At 57.6% G+C, this 26,283-nt stretch carries 22 protein-coding genes; 16 read left to right on the top strand and 6 right to left on the bottom strand.

The window, feature by feature from the left end:
• Nucleotides 1-12: 12 nt before the first annotated feature.
• The 3 genes from FPZ52_RS17955 to FPZ52_RS17965 form a co-directional block, all read right to left on the bottom strand.
• Nucleotides 13-1,314, bottom strand: a complete 1,302-nt coding sequence (locus FPZ52_RS17955; protein WP_146366972.1) for an NAD(P)/FAD-dependent oxidoreductase — start codon at nucleotides 1,312-1,314, stop codon at nucleotides 13-15.
• Nucleotides 1,315-1,321: 7 nt separating this feature from the next.
• A complete protein-coding gene (locus tag FPZ52_RS17960; protein ID WP_146366973.1) occupies nucleotides 1,322-2,710 on the bottom strand; it encodes an aspartate aminotransferase family protein in 1,389 nt (462 codons plus the stop codon).
• A gap of 143 nt (nucleotides 2,711-2,853) precedes the next feature.
• Nucleotides 2,854-3,504, bottom strand: coding sequence for a GntR family transcriptional regulator (locus FPZ52_RS17965; RefSeq protein WP_146366974.1), 651 nt, complete (start codon nucleotides 3,502-3,504; stop codon nucleotides 2,854-2,856).
• A 159-nt stretch (nucleotides 3,505-3,663) separates the two neighbouring features.
• Between FPZ52_RS17965 and FPZ52_RS17970 the strand changes: the two genes are divergently transcribed.
• The 9 genes from FPZ52_RS17970 (at nucleotide 3,664) to FPZ52_RS18010 (ending at nucleotide 13,663) form a co-directional block, all read left to right on the top strand.
• Entirely contained in the window at nucleotides 3,664-4,749 is a 1,086-nt protein-coding gene (locus tag FPZ52_RS17970; RefSeq protein WP_146366975.1) for a polyamine ABC transporter substrate-binding protein, read from the top strand.
• A gap of 55 nt (nucleotides 4,750-4,804) precedes the next feature.
• Nucleotides 4,805-5,944: an ABC transporter ATP-binding protein gene (locus tag FPZ52_RS17975; protein ID WP_146366976.1), complete on the top strand. Its 1,140-nt coding sequence runs from the start codon at nucleotides 4,805-4,807 to the stop codon at nucleotides 5,942-5,944.
• A gap of 13 nt (nucleotides 5,945-5,957) precedes the next feature.
• Complete coding sequence (locus FPZ52_RS17980) at nucleotides 5,958-6,854, top strand: ABC transporter permease subunit (RefSeq protein WP_146366977.1); 897 nt, start codon at nucleotides 5,958-5,960, stop codon at nucleotides 6,852-6,854.
• On the top strand, nucleotides 6,851-7,669 hold the full coding sequence (locus FPZ52_RS17985; protein WP_146366978.1) for an ABC transporter permease: 819 nt from the start codon (nucleotides 6,851-6,853) through the stop codon (nucleotides 7,667-7,669). Before FPZ52_RS17980 ends, FPZ52_RS17985 begins: the two co-directional genes overlap by 4 nt.
• Nucleotides 7,666-9,003 carry a glutamine synthetase family protein gene (locus FPZ52_RS17990; RefSeq protein WP_146366979.1) on the top strand — a complete coding sequence of 446 codons (1,338 nt, stop codon included), beginning with the start codon at nucleotides 7,666-7,668 and terminating at the stop codon, nucleotides 9,001-9,003. Before FPZ52_RS17985 ends, FPZ52_RS17990 begins: the two co-directional genes overlap by 4 nt.
• Before the next feature lie 5 nt (nucleotides 9,004-9,008).
• The gene (locus FPZ52_RS17995) at nucleotides 9,009-10,346 is read left to right on the top strand and encodes an NAD(P)/FAD-dependent oxidoreductase (protein WP_146366980.1); all 1,338 of its coding nucleotides are present in this window, start codon (nucleotides 9,009-9,011) and stop codon (nucleotides 10,344-10,346) included.
• Nucleotides 10,343-11,056 carry a type 1 glutamine amidotransferase gene (locus FPZ52_RS18000; protein WP_146366981.1) on the top strand — a complete coding sequence of 238 codons (714 nt, stop codon included), beginning with the start codon at nucleotides 10,343-10,345 and terminating at the stop codon, nucleotides 11,054-11,056. The genes FPZ52_RS17995 and FPZ52_RS18000 overlap by 4 nt, the downstream gene beginning before the upstream one ends.
• Before the next feature lie 121 nt (nucleotides 11,057-11,177).
• Nucleotides 11,178-12,293 (top strand): AI-2E family transporter, encoded by a 1,116-nt coding sequence (locus FPZ52_RS18005; RefSeq protein WP_240804514.1) that lies wholly within the window; start codon nucleotides 11,178-11,180, stop codon nucleotides 12,291-12,293.
• Nucleotides 12,294-12,793: 500 nt separating this feature from the next.
• Nucleotides 12,794-13,663 (top strand): glycosyltransferase family 2 protein, encoded by an 870-nt coding sequence (locus FPZ52_RS18010; protein WP_146366982.1) that lies wholly within the window; start codon nucleotides 12,794-12,796, stop codon nucleotides 13,661-13,663.
• Nucleotides 13,664-13,666: 3 nt separating this feature from the next.
• Here FPZ52_RS18010 and FPZ52_RS18015 read toward each other — a convergent pair whose 3' ends face one another.
• A complete protein-coding gene (locus tag FPZ52_RS18015) occupies nucleotides 13,667-14,680 on the bottom strand; it encodes an SDR family NAD(P)-dependent oxidoreductase (protein ID WP_146366983.1) in 1,014 nt (337 codons plus the stop codon).
• A gap of 198 nt (nucleotides 14,681-14,878) precedes the next feature.
• Here FPZ52_RS18015 and FPZ52_RS18020 point away from each other — a divergent pair, with 198 nt between their 5' ends.
• The 7 genes from FPZ52_RS18020 (at nucleotide 14,879) to FPZ52_RS18050 (ending at nucleotide 24,410) form a co-directional block, all read left to right on the top strand.
• On the top strand, nucleotides 14,879-16,804 hold the full coding sequence (locus tag FPZ52_RS18020; RefSeq protein ID WP_146366984.1) for a multiheme c-type cytochrome: 1,926 nt from the start codon (nucleotides 14,879-14,881) through the stop codon (nucleotides 16,802-16,804).
• A gap of 171 nt (nucleotides 16,805-16,975) precedes the next feature.
• Nucleotides 16,976-18,127, top strand: a complete 1,152-nt coding sequence (locus FPZ52_RS18025; protein ID WP_146366985.1) for a Gfo/Idh/MocA family protein — start codon at nucleotides 16,976-16,978, stop codon at nucleotides 18,125-18,127.
• Between the two features lie 3 nt (nucleotides 18,128-18,130).
• Nucleotides 18,131-19,285, top strand: coding sequence for a dihydrodipicolinate synthase family protein (locus tag FPZ52_RS18030; protein WP_146366986.1), 1,155 nt, complete (start codon nucleotides 18,131-18,133; stop codon nucleotides 19,283-19,285).
• A gap of 8 nt (nucleotides 19,286-19,293) precedes the next feature.
• Nucleotides 19,294-20,112 carry a sugar phosphate isomerase/epimerase family protein gene (locus FPZ52_RS18035; RefSeq protein ID WP_168201427.1) on the top strand — a complete coding sequence of 273 codons (819 nt, stop codon included), beginning with the start codon at nucleotides 19,294-19,296 and terminating at the stop codon, nucleotides 20,110-20,112.
• A 23-nt stretch (nucleotides 20,113-20,135) separates the two neighbouring features.
• Complete coding sequence (locus tag FPZ52_RS18040; protein ID WP_146366988.1) at nucleotides 20,136-21,710, top strand: Re/Si-specific NAD(P)(+) transhydrogenase subunit alpha; 1,575 nt, start codon at nucleotides 20,136-20,138, stop codon at nucleotides 21,708-21,710.
• A gap of 13 nt (nucleotides 21,711-21,723) precedes the next feature.
• On the top strand, nucleotides 21,724-23,163 hold the full coding sequence (locus FPZ52_RS18045; protein ID WP_146366989.1) for an NAD(P)(+) transhydrogenase (Re/Si-specific) subunit beta: 1,440 nt from the start codon (nucleotides 21,724-21,726) through the stop codon (nucleotides 23,161-23,163).
• 11 nt (nucleotides 23,164-23,174) lie between these two features.
• Nucleotides 23,175-24,410, top strand: a complete 1,236-nt coding sequence (locus FPZ52_RS18050; protein ID WP_146366990.1) for a glycerate kinase type-2 family protein — start codon at nucleotides 23,175-23,177, stop codon at nucleotides 24,408-24,410.
• A 6-nt stretch (nucleotides 24,411-24,416) separates the two neighbouring features.
• Here FPZ52_RS18050 and FPZ52_RS18055 read toward each other — a convergent pair whose 3' ends face one another.
• On the bottom strand, nucleotides 24,417-25,184 hold the full coding sequence (locus FPZ52_RS18055) for an SDR family oxidoreductase (RefSeq protein ID WP_146366991.1): 768 nt from the start codon (nucleotides 25,182-25,184) through the stop codon (nucleotides 24,417-24,419).
• 86 nt (nucleotides 25,185-25,270) lie between these two features.
• Nucleotides 25,271-26,275 (bottom strand): TRAP transporter substrate-binding protein, encoded by a 1,005-nt coding sequence (locus FPZ52_RS18060; RefSeq protein WP_146366992.1) that lies wholly within the window; start codon nucleotides 26,273-26,275, stop codon nucleotides 25,271-25,273.
• Between the last annotated feature and the right edge of the window lie 8 nt (nucleotides 26,276-26,283).

Below are 26,283 nucleotides of genomic sequence, written 5' to 3' on the forward strand. Positions count from 1 at the left end.
TGACATGCGCGCTCAAAGACGGTCGCGCAGTGAATACCAGATCATTGCCAGAGCCAGAAGCGGCGTGCGCAGAGCCGGGCCACCAGGAAAGCATGGGGTGGGAATGTCTGCCATCAGGTTGAATCGTTGAGCCTGCCCGGCAACATACTCAGCAGCTATTTTGCCTGCGAGGCTGGCCATCGCGACACCGTGCCCGGAGTAACCTGATGTCGAGACTACATTCTCAGCGAGTCGCGCGAAATGGGGCATGCGGCTCATCGTTATGCCAAGCGTCCCGCCCCACGCATAGTCTATGCGCGTGTCTTTCAGCTGTGGAAAAATTTCCAGCATGGGCTTGCGGACTTTCGCTGCGATGTCGCTGGGAAACTTGTAGCCATAGCTTTCACCGCCTCCGAATAGCATTCGATTGTCTGGCGAAAGCCGAAAATAGTTGATGACGAACTTGCTGTCCCCGACGGCGTGGTTGTCTCGGAGCAGAGATCGGGCAGTCGCGTCGTCCAGCGGTTCAGTCGCGGCGATGAAATTGTTGATGGGCATGACACGTTGCGCCACTTTCGGTTCCAACTGGCCAAGGTAGCCATTGCAGCCCAGAACGACATGTTTGGCCCGAACGATGCTGTTATCTGTCGATACGGTTGCGGTGATGCCAGGGTCGAGGGATGTGACGCGCGTATTCTCGTACAGACGGACGCCGGACGTCTCAGCCATACGTGCCAAGGCAAAGGCGTAGCGCAACGGGTGAATATGCCCACCACCCATATCGAGCGTTCCCCCATGATAGGCCGATGACCCAACCAGCGACCGCATTTCAGCCCGATCGACAAAACGGATCTTGTCGTAGCCGTAAGCGGTCTGCAGGTGATCAGCATATTCGCGGCTTTCGGGCACGAAACGCTCGCGGTGATCGGCGTGAATGATCCCATCTGCCCATTGGCAGTCTTCGCCGCTCGCATCGATCAAGTCCCGAACCAAGGCGACGGATTCCAGCCCAAGATCCCACAGATGATGCGCTGCATCTTTGCCGAGGCGCCGCTCCAGTTCCGTTTGATCTACACGTTGGCCCGTGCCAACTTGTCCGCCATTGCGACCAGACGCGCCAAAGGCCAGTCGTTGGGCTTCGAGCAGGACGACGTCAAGGCCTCGTTGCGCTAGGTGCAAAGCTGCTGACAGCCCCGTGAACCCGCCGCCGACCACACAGACATCGCAGGTCAGCTCGCCCTTCGCGGTGGGGTATGACCCAGGTGGTGTAGCAGTTGCGGCATACCACGAAGGGGGATATTCCCCCTGCCTGTCATTTGCGGTCAGAACATCCACATGCGCCTCAAGCGGCCGAAAGAAGGCCTTCGGCTTTCACCGCGGCATAAGTTTCGTCCAGCGATTTCGTAGCGCGTTCAATCAAGGTATCAATGTCCTGATGTGTGATGATCAGGGGTGGCGAGATAATCATCCGGTCGCCCACATGACGCATGACCAGCCCGTTCGCAAAGCAGCGGTCCCGGCACATGAGGCCCACCACGCCCGCACCTGCTGCGAATGCCGCGCGCGAAGCGGCGTCCGGGGTCAGGGCGATGGATCCCATCAGCCCTTTGATCTTGGCCTCACCAACCAGCGGATGATCCGCCAGTTCCGCCCACTTCCCGGCCAGATACGGAGCTGCTACTTTCCCAGCGTGCTCCACGATCTTCTCTTCTTCGAGGATACGCAGATTTTCCAGGGCGACGGCAGCAGCGACCGGATGAGCGGAGTAAGTGTAGCCGTGGTTGAATTCACCACTATTGATAACCGACGCGATCTCATCAGAAACGACCGAACCACCGATGGGGGCGTAACCCGATGACAGCCCTTTCGCGATGGTCATGATGTCCGGCCGAATACCCATAGTCTGGCTGCCAAACCACTGCCCGGTCCGCCCGAAGCCGCAAATGACTTCATCCGCGATCAACAAGATTTCATACTTGTCGCAGATGCGTTGAATTTCCGGCCAGTAGCTTTCTGGCGGGATGATAACACCGCCAGCACCTTGAATCGGTTCCGCGATGAAGGCCGCAACCTTGTCTTCACCAAGCTCATTGATCTTGGCTTCCAGCTGGCGAGCGCGCTCCAAACCAAATGCGTGGGGGCTTTGTTCGCCGCCCTCGGACCACCAATCTGGCTGATCGATATGCGCAATGTCCGGAATCGGGAGACCACCCTGTGCGTGCATACCCTTCATGCCACCCAGCGATGCGGCACCAACCGTCGAGCCGTGATAGCCGTTCCAGCGGGCGATGATTGTCTTCTTGTCAGGCTTGCCCTTCAGCGCCCAATAATGGCGGACCATCCGGATATTCGTATCGTTTGCGTCAGAGCCCGATCCGTTGAAAAAGACGTGGTTCAGATCGCCCGGCACCAGCTGGGATAGCTTCTTTGCCAGCTCAATGGCGGGAACATGGGTCGTCTGGAAAAAGGTATTGTAGTACGGAAGCTGACGCATCTGGCGCGCCGCAACATCGGCGAGTTCATCGCGGCCATAGCCGATATTGACGCACCAAAGACCAGCCATTGCATCCAGAATTTCCTTCCCGTCGGAATCCGTGATGGTCACGCCTTTGGCCGAGGTGATCACCCGTGCGCCTTTCTTGTTCAGCGCATTGCCATCGGTGAACGGGTGCATATGGTGTGCGGCGTCGAGCGCCTGCAGCTCTTCGGTTGGCAGGTGGTTGTAAGCCATTGATCAGGGTCCTCGCTCAAGCGGTCGCCATTCATCGAAACAAGAAGGCGCGACAATTCGGTGACACGATCCGCAGTCTGCGGAGCATTCATGGGTTGCAGAATATGATCAAACCGACCGCTGTCAACAGCATTTGATCAAATCTAGGAAATCATCGTTTCGCGGATCTGCTCGATGCCTTGCCGGATGTCTTGGCGCATGTCTTCGGCAACCGCCTCAACGTCGCCGTCGCGCAAATGCTGGAGGGCAATTGCATGCATGTCGGGCAGATTTGCGGTGCCGAATCGACCGCAGACGACGCGCAAAGAAGGTGCCGCACGAAGCCAAAGCGTGTTTGCCAGCCCGATCATGATTTTCGCGTCACTCAAGCTGTAGAGATGTGTATGGAAACGGTGGTTCTGATAAAGATACCCGCGAATATCACCACGATCGATAGACGCGTTCAGCGCCTGATCTATCGTTGATAGCGCGTGAATATCTTCCGGTGTGACTTTCTCTGCTGCCCAGAACGCAAGTTTCGGTTCGATCGCCAGCCGCGCATAAGCGATCTCATCAAGCTGCGCAGTTGTCAGTTCGGGAACGCAGACGCGTCGATTGCCCTGAAATTCCAGCGCACCCTCGGAGGTCAGGCGACGTATCGCTTCCCGCACCGGAGTCATGCCCGCGCCCAACGTATTCACGAGCCCCTGAATGGTCACCGCTTGACCGGGGGCCAGTTCCCCGCAAAGGATCATATCACGGAGTTGCCGATACACCATCACATGCGCGGGTAGTTTGATCTGGTTTGACTCCATGGTGCCTGTATCTGCCTATTTCTTGTGCGGGGACGCCTGTTGAACAGAATTGAGACAGCTTAGGAGCAAAGGCAGGAAAATACCATATTGCAACGGTGAAAAATTATGATCAAATTACGAGTCATGAAAAAGCGAACGAACGACAACAGGGAAAGAGACATGAAAAAGACATGGCTACCGATTGCTGCGACACTCGCGGCGGTTACAGGTGCGGCTCAGGCTGACGAGGTTCGGGTTTACAACTGGTCCGACTACATCGACGAAGAATTGCTGGCCAAGTTCGAAGAAGAGACCGGCCTTGATTTAGTCTATGACGTATTCGATTCCAATGAGTTGCTGGAAACGAAGATGCTGGCCGGGTCTTCCGGCTATGACGTGGTGGTGCCAACCGGCACGTTCCTGCAGCGCCAGATATCAGCCGGCGCTTTCCAAGAACTGGACAAAGCCAAGCTGCCCAACATTGAAAACATGTGGGATGTCGTGGAAGAGCGCACAGCCCAATACGATCCGGGCAATGCATACTCCATCAACTACATGTGGGGCACCACAGGCCTTGGTGTGAATGTCGGCAAGGTCAAAGAAGTGCTTGGCGAGGATGCGCCTATCAACTCCGTCGAGTTGGTGCTCGATCCGGCGAACATGGAAAAGCTGGCATCCTGCGGAGTGCATTTTCTCGACGCGCCGACCGAAATCATTCCCATGGTCCTGAACTATTTGGGCGAGGACCCCGACAGCCACGATCCCGACGTTATTGAAAAGGCCGAGCCGGTTCTGATGAGCGTGCGTCCCTACATCCAGAAGTTCCATTCGTCCGAGTATATCAATGCACTCGCAAACGGGGATATCTGCGTGGCCGTCGGTTGGTCTGGCGACATCTTGCAAGCCCGCGACCGTGCCGCCGAAGCCGACAATGGTGTCGAGGTTGCCTACAACGCAGCCAAGGAAGGTGCGCAGATGTGGTTCGACCAGATGGCAATCCCCGCCGATGCACCAAACCCAGACGGCGCGCATGTATTCCTGAACTTCATCATGGATCCGGAAAACATGGCCGCCGCGTCGAACTATGTCTATTACGCGAACGGCAACAAGGCTTCGCAGGAATTCCTGAACGAAGATGTCATTGGCGATACCGCCATTTATCCAGATGAAGACACCATGAACAACCTCTTCACGACAACGCCCTATGAGCCAAAGGTGCAGCGGACGGTGACCCGTCTGTGGACCAAGGTAAAATCCGGCACTTGATTATCGTAAGCGCCCCGCTTCCACGAGATGCGGGGCCATCTTTTTTGAGGAATTCATGGCGCAACTCGCGACCCAAAACCGCTTCGCACCTTGGGAAGACCCAAAGCAGAAGCCCATCATCGAGTTCAGGAACGTCACAAAGCGGTTCGGCACATTCACCGCGATCGACGATCTGAGCCTGAACATATACGAACGTGAGTTCTTCGCATTGCTCGGACCATCGGGGTGCGGCAAAACGACGATGATGCGGATGCTCGCGGGGTTTGAGGCGCCTTCGGAAGGCAAGATCCTGCTCGACGGCCAAAACATCGCACCGGTGCCGCCCAACAAGCGCCCCGTGAACATGATGTTTCAAAGTTACGCTCTGTTCCCGCATCTATCGGTGGTGGACAACATCGCGTTTGGCCTGAAGCGTTCGGACATGCCCAAATCCGAAATCCAGGGCAGGGTGAACGAAATGCTCCGTCTTACGCGGTTGGAAAAATTTGCCACCCGCAAGCCGCACCAGATATCAGGCGGGCAGCGCCAACGTGTGGCCTTGGCGCGGTCGCTGGCCAAGGCGCCAAAGCTCCTGCTGCTGGACGAACCGCTGGGTGCTCTCGACAAGAAGCTGCGTCAGGACACCCAGTTCGAGTTGATGGACATCCAGGAGAAGACCGGCACAACCTTCGTGATTGTTACCCACGACCAAGAGGAGGCAATGACCGTCGCTTCTCGCGTGGCCGTCATGGATCAGGGCAAGCTGGTGCAGGTTGAAACGCCCGATGTAATCTACGAAGCGCCGAATTCGGTCTATGTTGCGGACTTCATTGGCGATGTGAACATCCTTGAAGGTTCCGCCGATCCGCAGGAAAACGACCGCATCCACCTGACTTATGCCGAGGGCACTCCACCACTGCTCGCCGCCACGCAAAAGCCGATCAGCAAGCAGCAACACGTGTCCTACGTCATTCGGCCAGAGAAGATTCTTGTCAGTGACGAACGCCCAACCGATCGCGCAAATGTCGTTCGGGGCGAAGTGATCGACATCGCGTATCTTGGCAATGTTTCCACCTATCACGTCCGGCTGACGACGGGACAGATGATCAAGGCGCAGATGACCAACAGTCGTCGTATCTCGCGCCGCACCTTCACATGGAACGACACGGTCTGGCTGTCCTGGACGGACACTGCCGGCGTCGTCCTGACAGAGTAAGCGGGGTGTACAGATGAACCCACGCCGATTGCTTTTGATACTTGTGCCATATGGCTGGTTGTTGGCACTATTCCTGATTCCCTTCGTGATCGTTCTGAAAATCGCGTTATCGGACACGGCAATATCGATCCCGCCTTACACGCCGCTTCTTGACCTGGCGGCTGGTTGGGAGGGCTTCAAATCCTTCCTCGGACAGCTTGATTTCGAAAATTTCGTCTTTCTGACGGAAGATGACCTCTATTGGAAAGCCTATCTGTCAAGCCTTCAGATTGCGCTGGTCTCGACGATCATCACGCTGATCATTGGCTATCCCATTGCTTACGCGATGGCCCGGTCTGCGCCCGAATGGCGACCGACATTGATGATGCTTGTGATCTTGCCGTTCTGGACCAGCTTCCTGATCCGTGTTTACGCGTGGATGGGTATCCTGAGCAATGAAGGCCTTCTGAACCAGTTCCTGCTGTGGACTGGCCTGATCTCGGACCCGCTGACCATTCTGAATACGAAGACTGCGGTCTATATCGGGATCGTTTACACCTATCTGCCGTTCATGATCCTGCCTATTTACGCGACTCTGGAAAAGCTTGATGCCTCGCTACTGGAAGCTGCCGAGGATCTGGGTTGCACGCGGCTGAGCGCCTTCTGGCTGGTGACCTTCCCTCTATCTAAATCGGGTATCATTGCCGGGTGCTTCCTCGTCTTCATCCCCGTGATCGGCGAATTTGTCATTCCATCACTGCTGGGCGGCTCCGGCACGTTGATGATCGGCAAGGTGCTTTGGGAAGAGTTCTTCTCGAACCGTGACTGGCCGGTCGCTTCGGCCGTGGCCGTGATCCTGCTGATGATCCTCGTGATCCCGATCATCCTGTTCCAGCGCAACGAGCAGAAGAACCGGGAGGCCGACCAATGAACCGTCGCTTCTCGCTATTCAATGTAACATCGCTAACACTTGGTTTCGCATTTCTCTATCTGCCGATGATCATCCTGATCATCTACAGCTTCAACGCATCCAAACTGGTAACTGTCTGGGCGGGCTTCTCAACCCGATGGTATGGGGAGCTTCTGCGCAACGAACAGTTTCTCGACGCTGCATGGGTAACACTGAAGGTCGCCGTCGCCTCATCCACCTTGGCAACTGTCCTCGGCACGATGGCAGCCTATGTGCTTGTCCGTGGGGGCAAGTTCATGGGCCGGACCTTGTTTTCGGGCATGATCTACGCGCCGTTAGTCATGCCGGAGGTGATCACCGGTCTTTCGCTGCTTTTGCTGTTCATCTCCATCGGGCTGGACCGTGGAGTGTTCACGATCGTTCTGGCGCATACGACCTTCTCGATGTGTTACGTATCGGTTGTCGTGTCTGCGCGGCTGGTAAGCTTCGATCGATCGCTGGAGGAAGCCGCACTGGATTTGGGTTGCTCGCCGTTTGATGCTTTCAAGAGCGTAACGCTGCCGATCATCACCCCCGCTGTTGTGTCCGGCTGGCTGCTGGCCTTTACCCTGTCTCTAGATGACTTGGTGATCGCGTCCTTCACCTCAGGCCCGTCCTCCACAACCTTGCCGATCAAGATCTTCAGCGCCGTTCGTCTGGGCGTTAGTCCGGAAATCAACGCATTGTCCACGATCATGATCGGAATCGTCGCCATCGGGGTCGTCACCGCCTCGCTGGTGTCCAAACGCGCCATCCTTCGTCAGAAGCGCGAGGAAGAAGAAGGCTTTAAGCAATGACTTTCATGGAAGAGTTCGTCGCCTATTGCGACGAATACGGTGCGCCGGAGCGGATCGAATTGCTCTTGTGCGACATCAACGCGGTGCTGCGGGGTAAATGGCTGCCGGGCGAGCAGGCGGAGAAACTGGCCAAGGGTGGCGTGCGTCTTCCCATGTCCACATATGCGCCCAACATTCTGGGGTATGAGGTCGAGGCCACCGGTCTGGGCATCGTCGTCGGCGATCCCGATGGTTACATGCAGCCCATTTCCGGCACGCTGAAACCAGTGCCATGGCAGGACGGCAATGTCGCGCAGGTTCTGGTGGAACTGACCGACACGGAAGGGAAAATCAGTTCCCTGTCCACGCGCGAGATGCTTCGCGGTGTCCTGAAACGCTTTGAACAAAAAGGGCTTCGCCCCGTCACTGCCAGCGAGCTTGAATTTTATGTTCTTCAGGCTCGAGAAACTTCGCGCGCCGAACCCGCACCGCCGAAGCTGACACCCGACGCGCAAAATTACGACATGGAGCTTCTGCAGCGCAAAGAGCCCGTTCTGACCGAAATCCTCGATGCTGCCGCTGCGCAGGGCCTGGATACCGACACTCTAATCGCGGAATATGGCCCCGGACAGTTCGAAGTGAACTTCCATCACACCGATGATGCGCTCGCCGCAGCCGACACAGCGCTGATGTTCCGCCGCTTGGTGCGCGGCGTGGTGGCAAGGCATGGGCTGGAAGCCACTTTCATGGCCAAGCCTTATGCGGACCTGCCCGGCAACGGGATGCATCTGCATGTCTCGCTGATCGACGAGAAAGATCGGAACGTTTTCGACGGTGGCGGCCCGTTGTCGGAGACGTTGAAACATGCTGTCGGCGGCGTGCTCGACAGCATGCGTGACATGCAAGCCATCTTCGCGCCACACCTGAATTCCTATCGCCGGTTCGGTCTGGGGTCATTTGCGCCGGCGGGTCCGGAATGGGGCATGGATCATCGTGGCGCCGCGGTGCGCTTGCCAGAGATCGCAGGCCCCGGCGCTCGGCTGGAGCACCGCATCGCGGGCGCCGACGTGAACCCGTATCTAGTCTTTGCTGCGATCCTTGGCGGGATCCTGGACGGGCTAGACCATCCGCGCGATCTGCCGCCTCCTCTGGATACGTCAGATGGAAGCCAGGCTCCCCCGCTGGCATCGGACTGGTCGACTGCCGTCGAACAGTTCGCGCAGTCAGAGCTTGCAAAGGAAATTTTCGGCGAGAACTACCGGCATGTCTATACAGAGGTAAGGCGTGACGAGATCAAGGAACTCGCCTCAATCATCACGCCGGTCGAATACCGCTATTATCTGAGCCGATTCTAAGCCCGATGCGCCGCATTTTCGAAGACAATGCCTATCAGCGCGATGTGGATACGTTAAATTATTGGCGTGCCACCACGCCTAATGAGCGTACATGTCCCGCGCTTGATGGTCGTGCAACGACAGAGTTCGCGATTATCGGCGCGGGCTTTACCGGGCTGAATGCGGCACTTCACCTGGCTCGGGAAGGAGCCGATGTCACGGTCCTTGATGCGCATGGTCCGGGTTGGGGCGCTTCCGGGCGCAATGGCGGATTCTGTTGTCTGGGCGGTGCCAAGGCCAGTGATGCCGTGCTGAAGCGGCGTTTCGGCGAAGCCGGATACCGGAAATACCGTCAGACCGAGAAAGCGGCGGTTGACTTCGTTGATGATCTATTGGTGCGACTGCAACTGGATGTGGATCGTCATTCAAGCGGCGAAACCGTACTCGCGCATCGCCCCAAGGATATGGACCGGCTTCGCCGCGAAGCTGAGGAAATCCATGACGAGTATGGCGTTGATGTCGAACTGATCGAAAAGGCCGACCTTGCTGCGCAGGGTATGAACAGCGCAGAATTCCATGGCGGTTTGACCGTACGCAAAGGTTTCGGATTAAATCCGCGCAAGTACGTACAGGGGCTGGCCCATAAAGCGGTCACCAAGGGGGTACGCATCCATGGCGACAGCCCGGTAACAGGCATCACGCGCATCGACGATGGCTACGAACTGAGAAGCCCTTCGGGCACGTTGCAGGCGAAACATCTGCTGTTGGCGACGAACGGGTATTCATCGGACGATTTGCCGGAGTGGATGCGAGCGCGCTATCTTCCTATACAAAGCAACATCATCGTTACGCGCCCCCTGACGGATGATGAAATCGCCGAGCAGGGCTGGTTCTCTGACCAAATGGCGTATGATACGCGGCATCTGTTGCATTACTTCCGACTGATGCCCAATCGGCGAATGTTGTTCGGTATGCGAGGCGGAGTGAATGCCACACCCCAGGCTCACGAACGGATGAGAACGTATGTCCGGTCCGAATTCGACCGTATCTTTCCAGCCTGGACCGGGGTGGAGACACCGTATTTTTGGACGGGCCTGGCCTGCCTGTCACGTAACCTGACCCCCTATGTCGGGCCGATCGGCGACTGGCCAGATGCGTTTGCGTCGTTCGCCTACCACGGCAATGGCGTCGCGATGGGCAGCTATTGCGGTATGCTGATGGCGGAACTTGCCCTTGGTCGAAAGTCGCACCATATCTGCCCCGACGTGATCAAGGCACCGCCTGCGAGGTTCCCTTTTGGACGCTTTCGCCGGGCATTGCTGCCGATCACCTTCTTGCATTACAATTTTCTGGACCGACCATGACCACATCTCTTCGTATCGGAGTTCTCGAAACAGGCCGCCCGCCGGAAGAACTGGCAGCAGATCATGGAGACTATCCATCTATGGTGGCCGATTGGCTGGCACCGCTCGAGGGTGAGGTAACTCAATACGCCGTATTAGATGGGAAGTTTCCCGAGAGCCCGGACGATGCGGATCTGTGGATCATCACCGGATCGAAATTCGGGGTGTATGAAAATCATCCATTCATCGCACCACTGGAAGATTTCATACGTCGCGCACGGGACGCCGGGCGCAAGATGGTCGGGATCTGCTTTGGTCATCAGGTCATGGCACAGGCACTTGGCGGGGCCGTGGGTAAGTCTGACAAAGGTTGGGGTTTAGGCGTACATGAGTACACGCCGGTGAATTGGCCTGACGAACTTGGCACCGCACCGGAGAAACTGTCCCTTCAAGCCTATCATCAGGATCAAGTGAAAACGCTGCCCGAAGGAGCCCGCGTGATCGCATCGTCTGAATTTTGTGACTACGCGGCACTGTGGTATCCAGGCTTTGGCCTGTCCGTGCAAGGGCATCCGGAGTTTCGTTCCGAATATGCTTCACAACTTCTGAACAGCCGGAAGGGGACACTGCTTGCACCGGATGAGGTCGACGATGCGCAATCAACCATGGCCAAGCCGACAACCCAGCATCAACTTGCCGAGCTGATAAGAATCCATTTTCCAGACCTCTAGTTAGTGGTTTTCCTTGAACCAACCCGGCCCCTTGGCGTTACTAGATTGACGGTAAGCAGGGAGGGGTTTCTATGCATGGCCACAGAACGACCACTTTATGCGGTGATCGTGAGGCTGTGCAATGACGGCCCCCGACCCGATCACCAACACGACTGTTGCAGTTAAGTGGGCCATTCTGGGCCTGTTCCTGATTGCAGCAGTGGGTGCGTTGATATTGGCGAGGTCCTTTCTCATGCCTGTCATCCTGGCCTTTATGCTGTCGCTCACCTTCTCTCCTATACGCCGCTGGCTTGGCCGACGTGGAGTACCGCCATACTTGACAGCTTTCGTTGTCGTGCTGGGGTTGGTCGGACTGCTCGTTGGATTGAGCGCAGTACTGTCCGGTCCCATACAGCAGTACAGTCGAGACCGTGCGATCATCATGTATAACGTCGAGCAGAAGCTGCGTGGGCTTAGCGAGACAATCGAGAAGATCTCCGAAGCCAGCGAAGAGGTTCAAAGCATTGCGACTGGCGACGCAGAGGGTCAGGGCGAAGAAGAACCGCAGGAAGTTGTCATAAAAGACAGCAGCTTGATGTCAAAAGCAGCGCTGACCGCCCCGTACATGATGGCACAAATTACGCTTGCATTGGTCTTGTTGTTCTTTCTGATCGGGACGGGAGACCTATTCTACGAAAAGCTTGTCAAGGCGAGCCCGACCTTTGCCGATAAGCGCAAGGCTATTAAAATTGCCTTTGATATCGAGAAGAAGATCAGCCGGTATTTCCTGACGATCACCGTCATCAACGCCTGTCTCGGGATTGTGGTGGGCCTCTGCCTGTGGAGCGTCGGCATGCCCAACCCGTTGCTGTTCGGGGTGCTGGCCTTCGCGCTGAACTTCATCCCCTATCTCGGTGCAATCGCCGGCGTGGTCCTGACCTTTATCATTGGGCTGGTGAGCTTTGATCAGGTCAGTACGGCGGTGTTGGCGGCCAGCTTATACCTGATCTGCACAACCTTGGAGGGACAGTTCGTCACCCCCTACATGGTTGGTCGAAACCTGAAGCTGAATCCTGTCGTAGTTTTCATCTCGGTAGCCTTCTGGGGATGGGCATGGTCCGTGATCGGAATGTTCATCGCGGTTCCCGTGCTTCTGGCCATACGCTCGATCGCCGAGTCGGTTCCCAGTTTGCAGAACATTGCGATCTTTCTGTCGGGGCGCGACGAACGGCCCGATCAGTCAGAGCACCCTTCCTGATCAACCGCTATTGCGATAGCCAGCCCCGCGTGTTGCGGCGACCACATCTTGGTCGAATGCAATCTGCCTGTCGAGAGGAGTGCTGGTGATCAGTCCCTGATTTGTAGGCGCTTTCGTATCATGCGTTCGCGCCAAATCAGCTTGCATACAAGTCGATTGTCGACCCCTCTGTTGAGATCGATACATCAATACCATTGTCACGGGTGGCGCGCCCAAGTCTGCGCCCGGAACTAAAACATGACCACACGGGGGCTAAGACGGATAGTCGTCAAGACAGCAGCCCAATAGTTAGACTCGGCTGACCCCTACAGTGTGCTCGGTCGGTTGTTCCACCTAGACCATGATGGCGTTGCTGTTATGGCCGTTGATGGAACTGCTGCGTGGGCAGGCACCGATTGTGGCGTTCTGTGTAAAGCAGCGCACGGATACGACGCCTCGCATTGCGATTCTATGTAGGTTAAAGCAGGATTGCTCGTTCGTGACCAATGTAAGGGTGATTGATGTCCGAAGACCGCCAGCGATATGCCCTTGCTGTTATAATTCCGCACTACAACGATCTAGACAGACTTCGGACCTGCCTTGAACATCTGCATCCTCAGCTAAGTACGGATGTGGAATGCGTGGTGGTGGACAACGGCTCGGATGACGATATTGATGGGCTGATGAGCTCCTATCCCGACCTGCGTTTGGTGGTCGAGCCGCAAAAGGGTGCCGCCGCCGCACGAAACCGCGGGGTCCGGGAAACCACTGCCCCCTTGCTGACGTTTCTGGATTGCGACTGCAAGCCCGCGCCAGATTGGATTTCATGCGGTCGGGAGGTCGCCGCGCGCGGTGATCTGGTCGGGGGCAGGGTAGACACCTTTGACGAGACACCAGCGCCAAGATCCGGCGCTGAAGCGTTCGAGACGGTTTTCGCCTTCCACCAGCGCGACTACGTCAAGCGAAAGGGCTTTTCGGTAACGGCCAATCTGCTTACGCCCCGCTCTGTTTTCGAGGCGGTCGGGCCATTTCGTAATGAGGTTGCCGAAGACGTTGACTGGTGCCACCGTGCGACGGCGCTAGGCCATAAATTGGTTTATGCCGATGAATGGCGAGTCGCACACCCGACGCGGCAGGACTGGGCCGCGTTGCGCAAAAAATGGCGACGAACCACGAATGAGCGTTTTCAACTTGCGGGGACGGGTTTTGTCGCCAGGCTTAAGTGGTCCGCGATGGCGCTGGTTGTGCTGGCCTCCGGCCCCGCGCATTTGCCAAAGGTCTGGGGGTCGCGGCGGTTGAGTACTAGGGAAAAGTATCGCGGATCCCTGACCCTTCTGCGGATCAGGTCAACGCGTGCCATATGGATGGTTACGCAGGCACTGACGGGCTAGATTCTATACGCCATAGTAGTCGCGATACCATCGCACAAAACGGGCAACGCCTTCGCGCATATCCGTTTCTGGCCGCTTGCCAGTCAAGCTTTGCAGCAAACCCGCATCGGCCCAGGTCACGGGCACATCACCGGGTTGCATGTCCATGTAGTTTCGAATGGCGGGCTTTCCGATCGCGGCTTCGACGGCCTCGACGAAATCGAGCAGCTTTTCCTTATGCGAGTTGCCAATATTGACCACGCGCCACGGCGCATCCGGGCTCAGGCTGTCGCCGGGAATCGTCGGCGCATTTGACCGAGGGGAGGGCGGCACAGCGTCGATCAGGCTGACAATCCCCGCCACCAGATCATCCACGTAAGTGAAATCACGGTACATCTCGCCGTGATTGTAGATGTCAATTGGCTTGCCTTCGAGGATCGCCTTTGTGAATTTGAACAGCGCCATATCCGGTCGCCCCCAGGGGCCATACACTGTGAAAAAGCGGAACATAGTGATCGGGATATCATAGAGATGTGCCCATGAATGGGCCATCGCTTCCGACGCCTTCTTCGTCGCAGCATAGATCGTCATCGGGTGATCTGTCATTTGCGTCTCGATGAAGGGCATTTGCCGCGCAGCACCGTAGACCGACGAGGTGGAGGCCATCAGCAGATGATCAACATTGGCAGAACGTGCAGCTTCCAACACATTGAAGGATCCCGTCACATTGCTGTCCACATAAGAGCGCGGGTTTTCAAGGCTGAACCGGACACCTGCCTGAGCCGCCAGATGGATGATGACGTCCGGCTGGGCTCGTTCCGTCACTTTCGCCAGCCTGTCCATGTCTTCCAGCCGTGCCACATGGGCGACAAAATCGTCGTAGCGTTCCAGCCGTTCATGCCGGGCTTGTTTTAACGACACATCATAATAATCGGTCAGGGCATCATACCCGGTGACCTGATCGCCGCGCGCCAGAAGCGCTTCGCAAAGATGATAGCCGATGAAGCCGGCCGATCCGGTGACAAGAACTTTCCGCATGCAGCCTTCATAGACAGCAAGCACGCCGGTGGGAAGCGGATTGACGTATTCTGGCAATGCCTTTGGCGGATTCGGTATACTGGGCCAGAAAGCTTGACGCTGGGGCTGGCAATCACATGCAAAACCTGTTCTGCATGTTGGCAACCTTAAGACCAAAGCCAGGTGAGGACGTCCTCTCCCCGATCCGAGTTAGGCCGCTTGAAACCAACACGTCTCTTCCTCGCTCTTTCATATCTGGCCAGCCCTCTGGCCGCGCAGGAAATCCCGTCACGCTACATAGGTTCCGAACAATGCGCGGACTGTCACGTGTCGGAGTCGGAGGCGTGGGAGAAATCACATCATGCGCTCGCATGGACGAAGCCTACGGCTGATAGCATCGTTGCGGATTTCGATGGGACGCGCTTCGAAGGCAACGGCATGCGGGTGCAGTTCTCGGAAGACGAGGACGGATTTCATGCCAAAGTGATGGAGTCTGACGGCTCTCAGGCCGACTACAATGTGCATTCAGTGGTTGGGATCGAGCCGCTCCAGCAATATCTTTTCGAGACAGAACCAGGACGATTGCAAAGCTTCGATGTCGTTTGGGATGATGACCGGAAGGAGTGGTATCATCTTTACGAAGACACGGTGATACCACCAAATGATGGATTGCACTGGAGCGGGCCCTACAAGAACTGGAATGCCCGCTGCGCCGAGTGCCATGCCACGGGATTTCAGAAGAACTACGACGCGGACACTGACAGCTATGCGTCTACCCAGGTAGAAATCGGAGTGGGGTGCGAGGCCTGCCACGGCCCCGGCTCATCCCATATCGAGTGGGTCAAAACACAGGCTCCGGTCGACATCGAAGGCCTTGACCGTTTTGGTTTCAGCATGGCTCGCGACGCGGGGACCGAGGCGTGGATACAACAATGCGCCGGATGTCATTCGCGTCGGGAAGCCTTCGGCGATGGCAACCCGATGCCGGGGACACCTTATCATGATGCTTATCGGCTGTCGCTTCTGACACCCGATCTTTACCACCCCGACGGCCAGATCATGGAAGAAGTCTATGTCTACGGCTCGTTCCTTCAATCCAAGATGTATGAGCAGGGGGTAGGGTGCGGCAACTGCCATGACCCGCATACGGCACAGGTTCTGGCAGACGACAACTCCCTATGTACGCAGTGTCATTCGCCCGCCGGGAATACCGATTTTCCAACACTGCCATTGCAGGAATTCGACGATCCTTCACATCACTTCCATGAACAGGAAAGCGAAGGGGCCCAATGCCGAAATTGCCACATGGTGGAGCAGGTGTATATGGGCATCGACGAACGCGCGGATCACAGTTTCCGCATCCCACGCCCCGATCTTGCAGCAAAGACCGGCGCACCGGACGCCTGCACATCGTGCCATACCGAGAAGCCGGCAGAGTGGGCCGCCGAGAAGGTCGCGGAGTGGTATCCGGAGTCCGTCCATCGCGGATCACATTTTGGTGTTGTTTTTGCGCAGGCAGAGAACGACCCGGCGGCAGCGCAACAAGGCTTGCTCGATGTCGCCCAGAACGAGAACGCGTCAGACATCGTCCGTGCGACGTCTCTATACCTGCTGGAACGGGCAGCTGACCCAGAGATCGCAGGAGCAACCGAAGCAGTTCTTACGGATGACAGCCCGCTGTTACGCGCCGGGGCCGCATCATTGCAAAGGGCAGCGGGACCGCAGACGCAGATACCCAACCTGTTGCCACTACTGAATGACCCGGTTCGCACGGTTCGTTTCGCCGCTGCGCGCCAGTTGCTCGGTGCCCCTATTGCGCATCTGCCCGAAACCGTCGCCAGATCACTTCGCGGCGCGATGGGCGAATGGCAGAATTCTTTGTCGAATCGCCTCGATTTCCCCGAAACGCATCTTGTGATGGGCGGAACCGCACTAACCCTACGGAATTTTCCTGCGGCACTTGAGGCATTCAAGGAAGCGGTCGCGCTCGATCCACAGCGTGTCGATGCATGGAGCATGGTGGTCCGGCTGCAATCGGCTATGGGCAATGCGGAGGCGGCAGAAACCTCGGTCAAGGCAGCTTTGAACGCGAACCCTGACAATCCGATGTTGCAAGATTTCGCCAGGCAACTTGGCATACAGTAACACACCCTCGCGAAAATAGTCCTTTATCTACAACGCCCATCTCTGGAATTCAGCGGTGGCCGCATCCTTTTGCGTTGACAACGCATTTTCCGTTACCTACTAGTTGGTAGGAAGTTTCAGAGAGGAACCTGGCAGCCTGTCGGGCAGCCACATAGAGGCAAGAGGACAACGATGAGAACTCAACGTATTGGTATCATAATGCATGGTGTGACAGGCCGCATGGGCATGAACCAGCACCTGATCCGCTCTGTGCTGGCGATACGCGATCAAGGTGGCATCGCACTAAAGGACGGGTCATACCTGATGCCCGACCCAATCATCGTGGGCCGCAATGCCGACAAGATTGAAGCGCTCGCCAAAAAACACGGGGTCGAGCGTTGGACGACGGATCTGGACGCAGCGCTTGCGAATGAAGACGACGCGATCTTCTTCGACGCGGCATCAACGCAACTGCGTCCGACTCTTCTCCGCAAGGCCATCGATGCGGGCAAGCATGTCTATAGCGAAAAGCCGGTATCGGAAGGTCTGGATGAAGCCGTTGCCATCGCGAAGTACGCCAAGGAAAAAGGCGTCAAGAACGGCATCGTTCACGACAAGCTGGATCTGCCGGGTCTGGTGAAGCTAAAGCGCCTGCGTGACAGCGGGTTCTTCGGTAAAATCCTGTCGGTCAAGGGGGAGTTCGGCTACTGGGTTTTTGAAGGCGATTGGATGCCAGCGCAACGCCCGAGCTGGAACTATCGCGCCGCAGACGGCGGAGGCATGGTATCCGACATGCTGTGTCACTGGCGCTACGTGCTCGACAATGTGGTGGCGCCGGTGAAATCGGTCAGCTGTAAAACCGCCACGCATATCGATCGTCGTTGGGACGAAAATGGCGAAGTGTACGAAGCCACGGCAGATGATGCAGCCTATGCAACCTTCGAGTTGGAAGGCGACATCGTGGCCCACATCAATTCGAGCTGGTGCACACGTGTTCGTCGCGATGATCTCGTGACGTTCCAGATTGACGGCACACATGGGTCTGCTGTCGCAGGTCTGCACAAATGCTATAGCCAGCATCGTGTGAATACGCCGAAGCCGGTCTGGAACCCTGACCAGCCGCAGACACTGGATTTCTACGCGGATTGGGAAGAAGTGCCGGACAACGCTGTTCTGGACAACGGCTTCAAGGTCCAGTGGGAGCAGTTCCTGCGTCACATCGTCGAAGATGCTCCATGGCACTATACACTGACCGAAGGCGCGAAAGGTGTGCAGTTGGCTGAAGCCGGATATCAAAGCGCCCGCGAACGTCGTTGGGTCGATCTGCCCGATCTGGAGATCTGATCCATGGCCAAGCTTTTACTGCCGACAGCTGCCGGCGGCACCGAGTCCGTTACACTGAAACAGGGGCCGAAACCGGAAAGGGGCGGCGACTGGAACCGTGTGGTCTATGCCGCGGCGCATGTGGTGGCCGATCCGTTTGCGGACAATGACCCGTGGCTCGACGCGGCCGTTGATTGGGACAAGACCATGGCCTTTCGCGAGCACCTTTGGTCGCTGGGCCTCGGGGTTGCGGAAGCCATGGACACGGCACAGCGGGGCATGGGTCTCGACTGGTCCACATCGCTGGAACTGATCCAGCGCAGTGTCAAAGACGCGAAAGCGGGCGGTCATCTGATCGCCTGCGGCGCGGGTACTGATCACCTGGTCGCGGATGAAACGACAACCTTGGATGACGTCACCGCAGCTTACGAGATGCAGTGCGAGGCCGTGGAAGCCACGGGTGGCCGAGTCATTCTCATGGCCTCGCGCGCCCTGGTGAAAGTCGCCAAAGGCCCGGAAGACTATCTCCACGTCTACAACCGTGTCCTGTCCGGTCTCAATCAACCCGCCGTCATGCACTGGCTTGGCGAGATGTTTGATCCGGCGCTCGATGGCTATTGGGGTTCAAGTGACCACATGCAGGCAATGGAGACCTGCCTTCAGATGATCCGTGAAAACGCGGCGAAGATTGATGGCATCAAGATTTCTCTCCTGTCGGCAGAGAAGGAAATCGCCATGCGGCGACAACTGCCTGACGGCGTGAAGATGTATACCGGGGATGACTTCAACTATCCGGAATTGATCGAAGGCGACGAGCAGGGCTATTCCCATGCGCTTCTCGGTATCTTTGATCCCATTGCAGGCGCCGCGTGCCGTGCGCTGACAGCATTGGCCAAAGGCGATAGTGCGACCTACCACGATGCGTTCGATGTCACTGTGCCTCTGTCACGGCACATCTTCAAAGCCCCGACCCGCTTCTACAAGACCGGTGTTGTGTTCCTGGCCTATCTGAACGGGCATCAGGATCATTTCACGATGGTTGGTGGGCAGGAAAGCACGCGCTCGACCCAGCACCTTGGGCAGATCGTGCGCCTTGCAAACGAGGCCGGACTGTTCATCAATCCTGATGAGTCGGCCAAGCGCGCTGCGGCGGTCTTTGCGGCGCGGGGGGTTGTCTGATGGATGTGATTACCCCAGATCGACTGTCGCTGAACACGGCGACAGTCAAGGAACAATGGAATCTGCGCGAATGTATCGATGGATGCGCGCGCCACGGTTTCGGCGGCATTGCGCCCTGGCGTGACAAACTGCACGAGATGGGCGTCGAAGAAGCGGCCCGCGCGATCAAGGACAACGGGCTGGGCGTTTCCGGCTTGTGTCGCGGTGGGTGGTATACAGCCGAAGGCGCTTTGACGGACGCTGTGATCGACGACAACAAGCGTGCGGTCGACGAAGCCGTGACCATCGGGGCTGAATGCCTGGTCATGGTCGTTGGAGGGTTGCCCGAGGGATCTAAAGACATCCAAGGCGCGCGTGGCATCGTAACCGAGGGGCTGGCGAAGACACTCGACTACGCCCGGACCGTCGACATGAAGATCGCGATCGAGCCGCTTCATCCGATGTATGCAGGTGACCGTGCCGTGGTGAATACGCTGCGCCATGCGCTCGATATCTGTGATCAGCTTGGTGCGGGGATTGGCGTTGCGGCTGACGTGTATCACATCTGGTGGGATCCGGAACTGAAGGACCAGCTTGTTCGCGCCGGACGGGATCGTTTGATGGCTTTCCACCTGTGTGACTGGTTGGTGCCGACGCGCGATTTGCTGACGGACCGTGGAATGATGGGTGATGGCGTGATCGACCTCAAAGGCATCCGTTCGGATGTGGAAGCTCAAGGATTCAGCGGATTGAACGAAGTGGAAATCTTCTCGGCCCTGAACTGGTGGAAACGCGATGCGGATGACGTTATGCAAACAATAATCGAACGCGCACGCGATGTTTGCTGAGCGGAGTTAAAAGGGAAGAGCACGTGAAATTCGGAGTACCTGCTGAGGTCCACGAGGGGGAGCAACGTGTCGCGCTGACCCCCGACAGCGCGGGCCAACTACAGAAACTCGGCTATGACGTAGCCGTTGAAAAAGGCGCCGGGAAGGCTGCCGGGTTTGAAGACGAGGCTTATGAGGCGGCCGGTGTCGAGGTGATCGACACCGCGGCCAAGCTCTACAAGGCCGTCGATATCGTCGCAAAGGTGCGACCTCCGACCGAAACGGAAGTCAAGCGTCTGCGCAAGGGTCAGATCCTGATTTCAATGTTCTATCCGGCCGCCAATGAGGCGCTGATGGAACTGGCGCGCGAAAAAGGCGCTACCGTCATCGCGATGGACATGGTCCCGCGTATTTCGCGCGCGCAAAAAATGGACGCGCTTTCGTCAATGGCCAATATCGCGGGCTACCGCGCGGTGATCGAAGCGGGCAACAATTTCGGACGCTTCTTCACTGGCCAGGTTACGGCGGCGGGCAAGGTGCCACCGGCGAAGGTTCTGGTCGTGGGGGCGGGCGTGGCCGGACTGGCCGCGATCGGGACCTCTACCTCGCTTGGTGCGATCACCTATGCGTTCGACGTCCGCCCGGAAGTGGCCGAGCAGATCGAATCGATGGGCGCGGAATTCGTCTATCTAGATTTCGAAGAGGCCCAGACCGATGGCGCGGCAACGGGCGGCTATGCGGCACCCTCCAGCCCCGAGTTCCGGGAAAAGCAGCTGGAGAAGTTCCGTGAGCTCGCGCCCGAGGTGGACATCGTCATCACCACGGCGCTGATCCCGAATCGCGATGCGCCTGTGCTGTGGACCAAGGATATGGTCGAGGCAATGAAGTCGGGCTCCGTGATCGTGGATCTGGCGGCTGAGCGCGGTGGCAACTGCGAATTGACCGAGCCGGATGAAAAGATCGTAACGCCCAACAACGTTACTATCGTGGGCTACACGGATTTCCCGAGCCGGATGGCCACGCAGTCGTCGACGCTCTACGCGACGAACATCCGTCACATGATGACCGATCTGACGCCGGAAAAGGACGGTCAGCCTAACGTCAACATGGAAGATGACGTCATCCGGGGCGCGACGGTGACGCATGAGGGTGACATAACCTTCCCGCCACCGCCGCCCAAAGTGGCCGCGATTGCCGCGCAAAAGCCGAAGGAAAAACCCAAGGAACTGACGACAGAGGAAAAGAAGGCGCAAGAGGTCGCCGCCTTCAAAGAGGCCACCAAGCGTCAGCTTATCATGCTGGGTGCGGGTGGTGCGCTGATGTTCCTGCTGGGGCTGGTGGCGCCAGCGAGCTTCATGCAGCATTTCATCGTGTTCGCGCTGGCGTGTTTCGTGGGCTTCCAGGTGATCTGGAATGTGTCGCACAGCCTGCACACGCCGCTGATGGCGGTGACCAACGCGATCTCCGGCATCGTCATTCTGGGGGCGCTACTACAGGTCGGGTCGGGCAACTGGCTGGTTGTTCTGCTAGCCTCCATTTCCATCCTGATCGCGACGATTAACGTCGTGGGTGGCTTCATGGTCACGCGCCGCATGTTGGCGATGTTCCAGAAATCCTGAGGAGAGCAGATTAATGGCATACGGATTGGTATCCGCCGCATCCATCGCGGCGAGTGTTCTGTTCATCCTCTCGTTGGGGGGGCTTTCAGGGCAGGAAAGTGCGAAACGCGCGGTCTGGTACGGCATCGTCGGTATGGGTGTCGCGGTGCTGTTCACGGTATTTGGCCCGGGCGTCGGCAAGCTGTGGCTTGTGATCCCGATGATGGCAATCGGCGCTGTCGCAGGTGCAATTGTCGCCAAGCGCGTCGAGATGACCGAGATGCCGCAACTTGTCGCAGCGTTGCACAGCTTTGTCGGTCTGGCGGCTGTCTTCATCGGTTTCAACGCCGATATCGAACGCATTCGCGTTGCCGCCGCGCAAGCGGCGGGCGAGGCGATGGATGGCTTTTCAGGTTTCGCAGCCAAGGTCGCTACAAAAACACCCGCCGAGATCACCTTTCTGCAGATCGAGGTGTTCCTTGGCATCTTCATCGGCGCGGTGACCTTCACGGGCTCCGTCGTGGCGTTTGGCAAGTTGGCGGGCAAGATCGACGGTAAACCGAAGAAGCTTCCGGGCGGACATATGCTGAATGCGGGTGCGCTGGCGCTAAGCATATTGCTGGGGATCATGTATTTCTCGGGCGCAGGTATCTGGACACTGGTGATCATGGCGGCGCTGGCCTTCTTCATCGGCTGGCACTTGATCATGGGTATTGGTGGTGCGGACATGCCCGTGGTCGTCTCGATGCTGAACAGCTATTCCGGCTGGGCGGCAGCGGCTATCGGCTTCACACTGGGCAATGACCTGCTGATCGTCACCGGCGCGCTGGTGGGGTCCTCGGGCGCGATCCTGAGCTACATCATGTGCAAGGCGATGAACCGCAACTTTGTCAGCGTGATCCTTGGCGGCTTTGGCGGAACAACGGGGCCCGCGGCGGAGATCGAGGGCGAGCAAATCGCCATCGACGCCGATGGCGTGGCGGCCGCTCTGGACGATGCTGACAGCGTGATCATCGTGCCGGGCTACGGCATGGCAGTGGCACAGGCCCAGCAATCGGTAAGCGAGCTGGTTCGCAAGCTGCGCGCAGCGGGCAAGGAGGTTCGCTTTGCAATCCACCCGGTCGCGGGCCGCCTGCCGGGTCACATGAACGTGCTGCTGGCCGAAGCGAAGGTACCCTATGACATCGTCATGGAGATGGACGAGATCAACGACGACTTCCCGCAAACGGACGTTGCCATCGTCATTGGTTCAAACGACATCGTGAACCCGGCCGCGCAGGACGACCCGAACAGCCCTATCGCCGGCATGCCGGTTCTGGAGGTCTGGAAAGCCAAGCAGGTATTCGTGTCCAAGCGCGGGCAGGGAACCGGTTACTCCGGCATCGAAAACCCGCTGTTCTTCAAAGAAAACACGCGGATGTTCTACGGGGACGCCAAGCAGTCCATCGATGCCCTGTTAACGAAGCTACACTAGCAGAGGGCCGCATGGAGAAACGAAAGCTTCTGGAAGCAATGTTCCATGCCGCCGTCAAAGCGGCGGATCCGACGATAGCCGTGCCTGCCGTGCTGCCGCCGCGCCCGGACGGTCGCGTGATTGTCGTGGGCTGTGGCAAGGCTTCGGCCGCCATGGCCGTCGCGGTCGAAAAAGCATGGGGACCATGCGAGGGGCTGGTGATCGTCAACGACGGCGCCAAGCTGCCCACGCAACAGATCGAACTGGTCGAAGCGTCGCATCCCGTGCCCGATGCCCGTGGTACCGCGGCCGCACACCGTATCTGCGATATGGTGTCTGGGTTGACCGATAAGGATACTGTTCTGTTTCTGATCAGCGGGGGTGGGTCATCCCTGATGCCCTTGCCCGCAGACGGCCTGACGCTTGAGGAGAAGCAGCAGGTTACAAAAGCTCTGTTGCATTCCGGGGCCGCGATTGACGAGATGAATACCGTTCGCGCGCACCTGTCAAAAGTGAAGGGTGGTAAACTCGCGAGGTTGGCTCAACCTGCGCGTTGCATCACCCTTATGATCAGCGATGTGCCCGGGGACAACCCTGCGCACATCGCCTCAGGACCGACGGCCTCCGGCGCGGGATCCGCCGCTGAAGCGCTGGAAATTATTGACCGCTATGGCATCGATCTGGCCCCGAACATTCGTGCAGTCATAGAAAGCTCCGAGGTCCCCGCAGATGTATCCGGGGAACTGCACATGATCGCCACACCGCAGAAATCTTTGGAAGCTGCAGCGCAGGTGGCGCGTGACGCCGGAGTAACTCCGCTAATCCTTGGAGACGCGATCGAAGGCGAAGCCCGTGTCGTCGGCAAGGTGATGGCGGGCATCGCCAAGCAAGTTGTGCAATACGGTCAACCCGCATCTGCACCATGCGTCCTGATTTCCGGGGGTGAAACGACCGTTACAGTCGGAGATCGTATTCCGGGCAAGGGCGGCCGGAACAGCGAAGGCTTGCTATCCTTTGCTCTGACTTGCTGGGATGAGCCGCACATATCGGCTATTTTCTGCGACACAGACGGGCGCGACGGCTCAGAGGACAATGCCGGCGCGATATGGTTGCCGGAGTTCAGAGAAGAACTGGACAGCCGTACAGCCCGTGAATTTCTGACGGCGCATGATGCTTACAGCTACTTCGCGAAAGTTGACGGGCTGGTTGAAACCGGCCCGACTCATACGAACGTGAACGACTTCCGCGCGGTACTGATCGAGGCATGACGCGATCTAGATGACTGCGCTCATGCCTCCATCGACATAGATGATCTGGCCGCTGACATAGTTCGATGCGTCTGACGCGAGGAATACAGCGGTGCCAACCAACTCTTCCGGTTGACCCCAACGTCCCGTTGGTGTGCGCGACTTGACCCAGCTGTCAAATTTTTCGTCCGAGGTGAGCACCTCGTTCAAGTCCGTCACCATGTATCCCGGCCCAATCGCATTGACCTGCACACCGCTGCGCGCCCATTCGGCGGTCATGGTCTGGGTAAGCAGCTTGATCCCGCCCTTGGCCGCCGCATAAGGCGCTGTCGTGGCTCGGCCCAGCCCGCTCATCAGGGATCCGATGTTGATCACCTTGCCCTGGCCTCGCGCGACCATCCGACGCCCGGCTTCCCGCCCGACGATGAAGGCGGAGGTGAGATTGGTGTCGATCACCTTGCGCCAATTCTTGGTGGGATAGTCGATGATCGGGCCGCGGATCTGAATTCCGGCGTTGTTGACCAAGATGTCGATCTCGACGCTATCCGCGTCGAAATGATCAAACGCGGCAAGCACGGCGTCTTCATCCGTCACATCGAAGGGCGCAGCAATCGCGTCCAACCCGGCGCGGCGCAATTCGTCGGTGGTTCGATCCAACCGGTCAGCGTTAACGCCATTCAAAATGATCCGTGCGCCGGCCCTGCCGAGCCCTTCGGCAATCGCCCGGCCCAAACCTCGGGACGAGCCTGTCACAAGTGCTGTTTTTCCAGTCAGATCGAATAGTTGAGTGGACATGATACCTCCTGCATATCGAAGAAAAGCGCGCGCCAGAAACCTGGCGCGCGCTTTCGTGTTCGAGGGCACAACTGAGCCCAAAAAACTTAGCCGCGAATTTCCGTCAGTTGTTCCTGTACCGCGTCAACGATATCGCCACCGATTTGTTCGCGGTACTTGTCATAGATGATTTGCGACTTTTCCAGCATCCGTGCGTATTCGTCGTCAGAGAGCGTGTTGTACTCGATGCCCTCTTCCTGAATTTTGGCAAGCGATTCCTGGTTGGCCTCGCGGATGACGGAACGTTCCACGTCACGACCGACAACTGCGCATTCACGCAGCGCCGCCTGTTCGTCTTCGGTATAGGTGTCCCAGATAGGCTTGGAGAACAGGAACAGGAACGGCGTGTAGGCGTGGTTGGTTTCTGATACGTAATCCTGCACTTCGTAGAACTTCGAGGTATCGATCGTCACGTAAGGGTTTTCCTGTGCGTCGATGGTGTGGGTTTCCAGCGCTGAGAAAACTTCGCCGAACGACATTGGTGTTGCGTTCGCGCCGAGGTTCTTGAAGGTGTCGAGGAAGATGTTGTTCTGCATGACACGCATCTTGATGCCGTCCAGATCTTCCCATTTAGTGATCGGGCGTACCGAGTTCGACACGTTCCGGAAGCCGTTTTCCCAGTAAGCGAGATTGATCAGGCCGGCTTCTTCCAGCTTCTCGTTGATCAAGTCGCCGAATTCACCGTCCATTACGGCGTCCGCTTCACTTGCGTCTTTGAACAGGAAGGGCAGGTCGAACACGCCAAGTGCTGGGATCATGCCGACCAGTGGCGATGACGAGGTGACGACGGCCTCTTGCACACCGGATCGCAACGCTTGCGTCGCCTGAAGGTCGCCGCCAAGCGCACCGCCCCAGAATGCGGTCAGTTCAAGCTTGCCGCCTGATTTCTCATCCAGGCATTCCTGCATCGCGCGGATGCCGTCACCAACAGGATGATCTTCGTTGATACCGTTGGAAACGCGAATGTTGCGGTTGTTGAATTCCGCAGCAGCGGGCAAGACACTCGAAAGCGTCAGAGCCACAGCGGTAGTCGCGAGCATCAGATGTTTCATTGGTTTCC

Origin of the sequence: Qingshengfaniella alkalisoli (assembly GCF_007855645.1) — a bacterium.
GTDB classification, from domain to species: domain Bacteria; phylum Pseudomonadota; class Alphaproteobacteria; order Rhodobacterales; family Rhodobacteraceae; genus Qingshengfaniella; species Qingshengfaniella alkalisoli.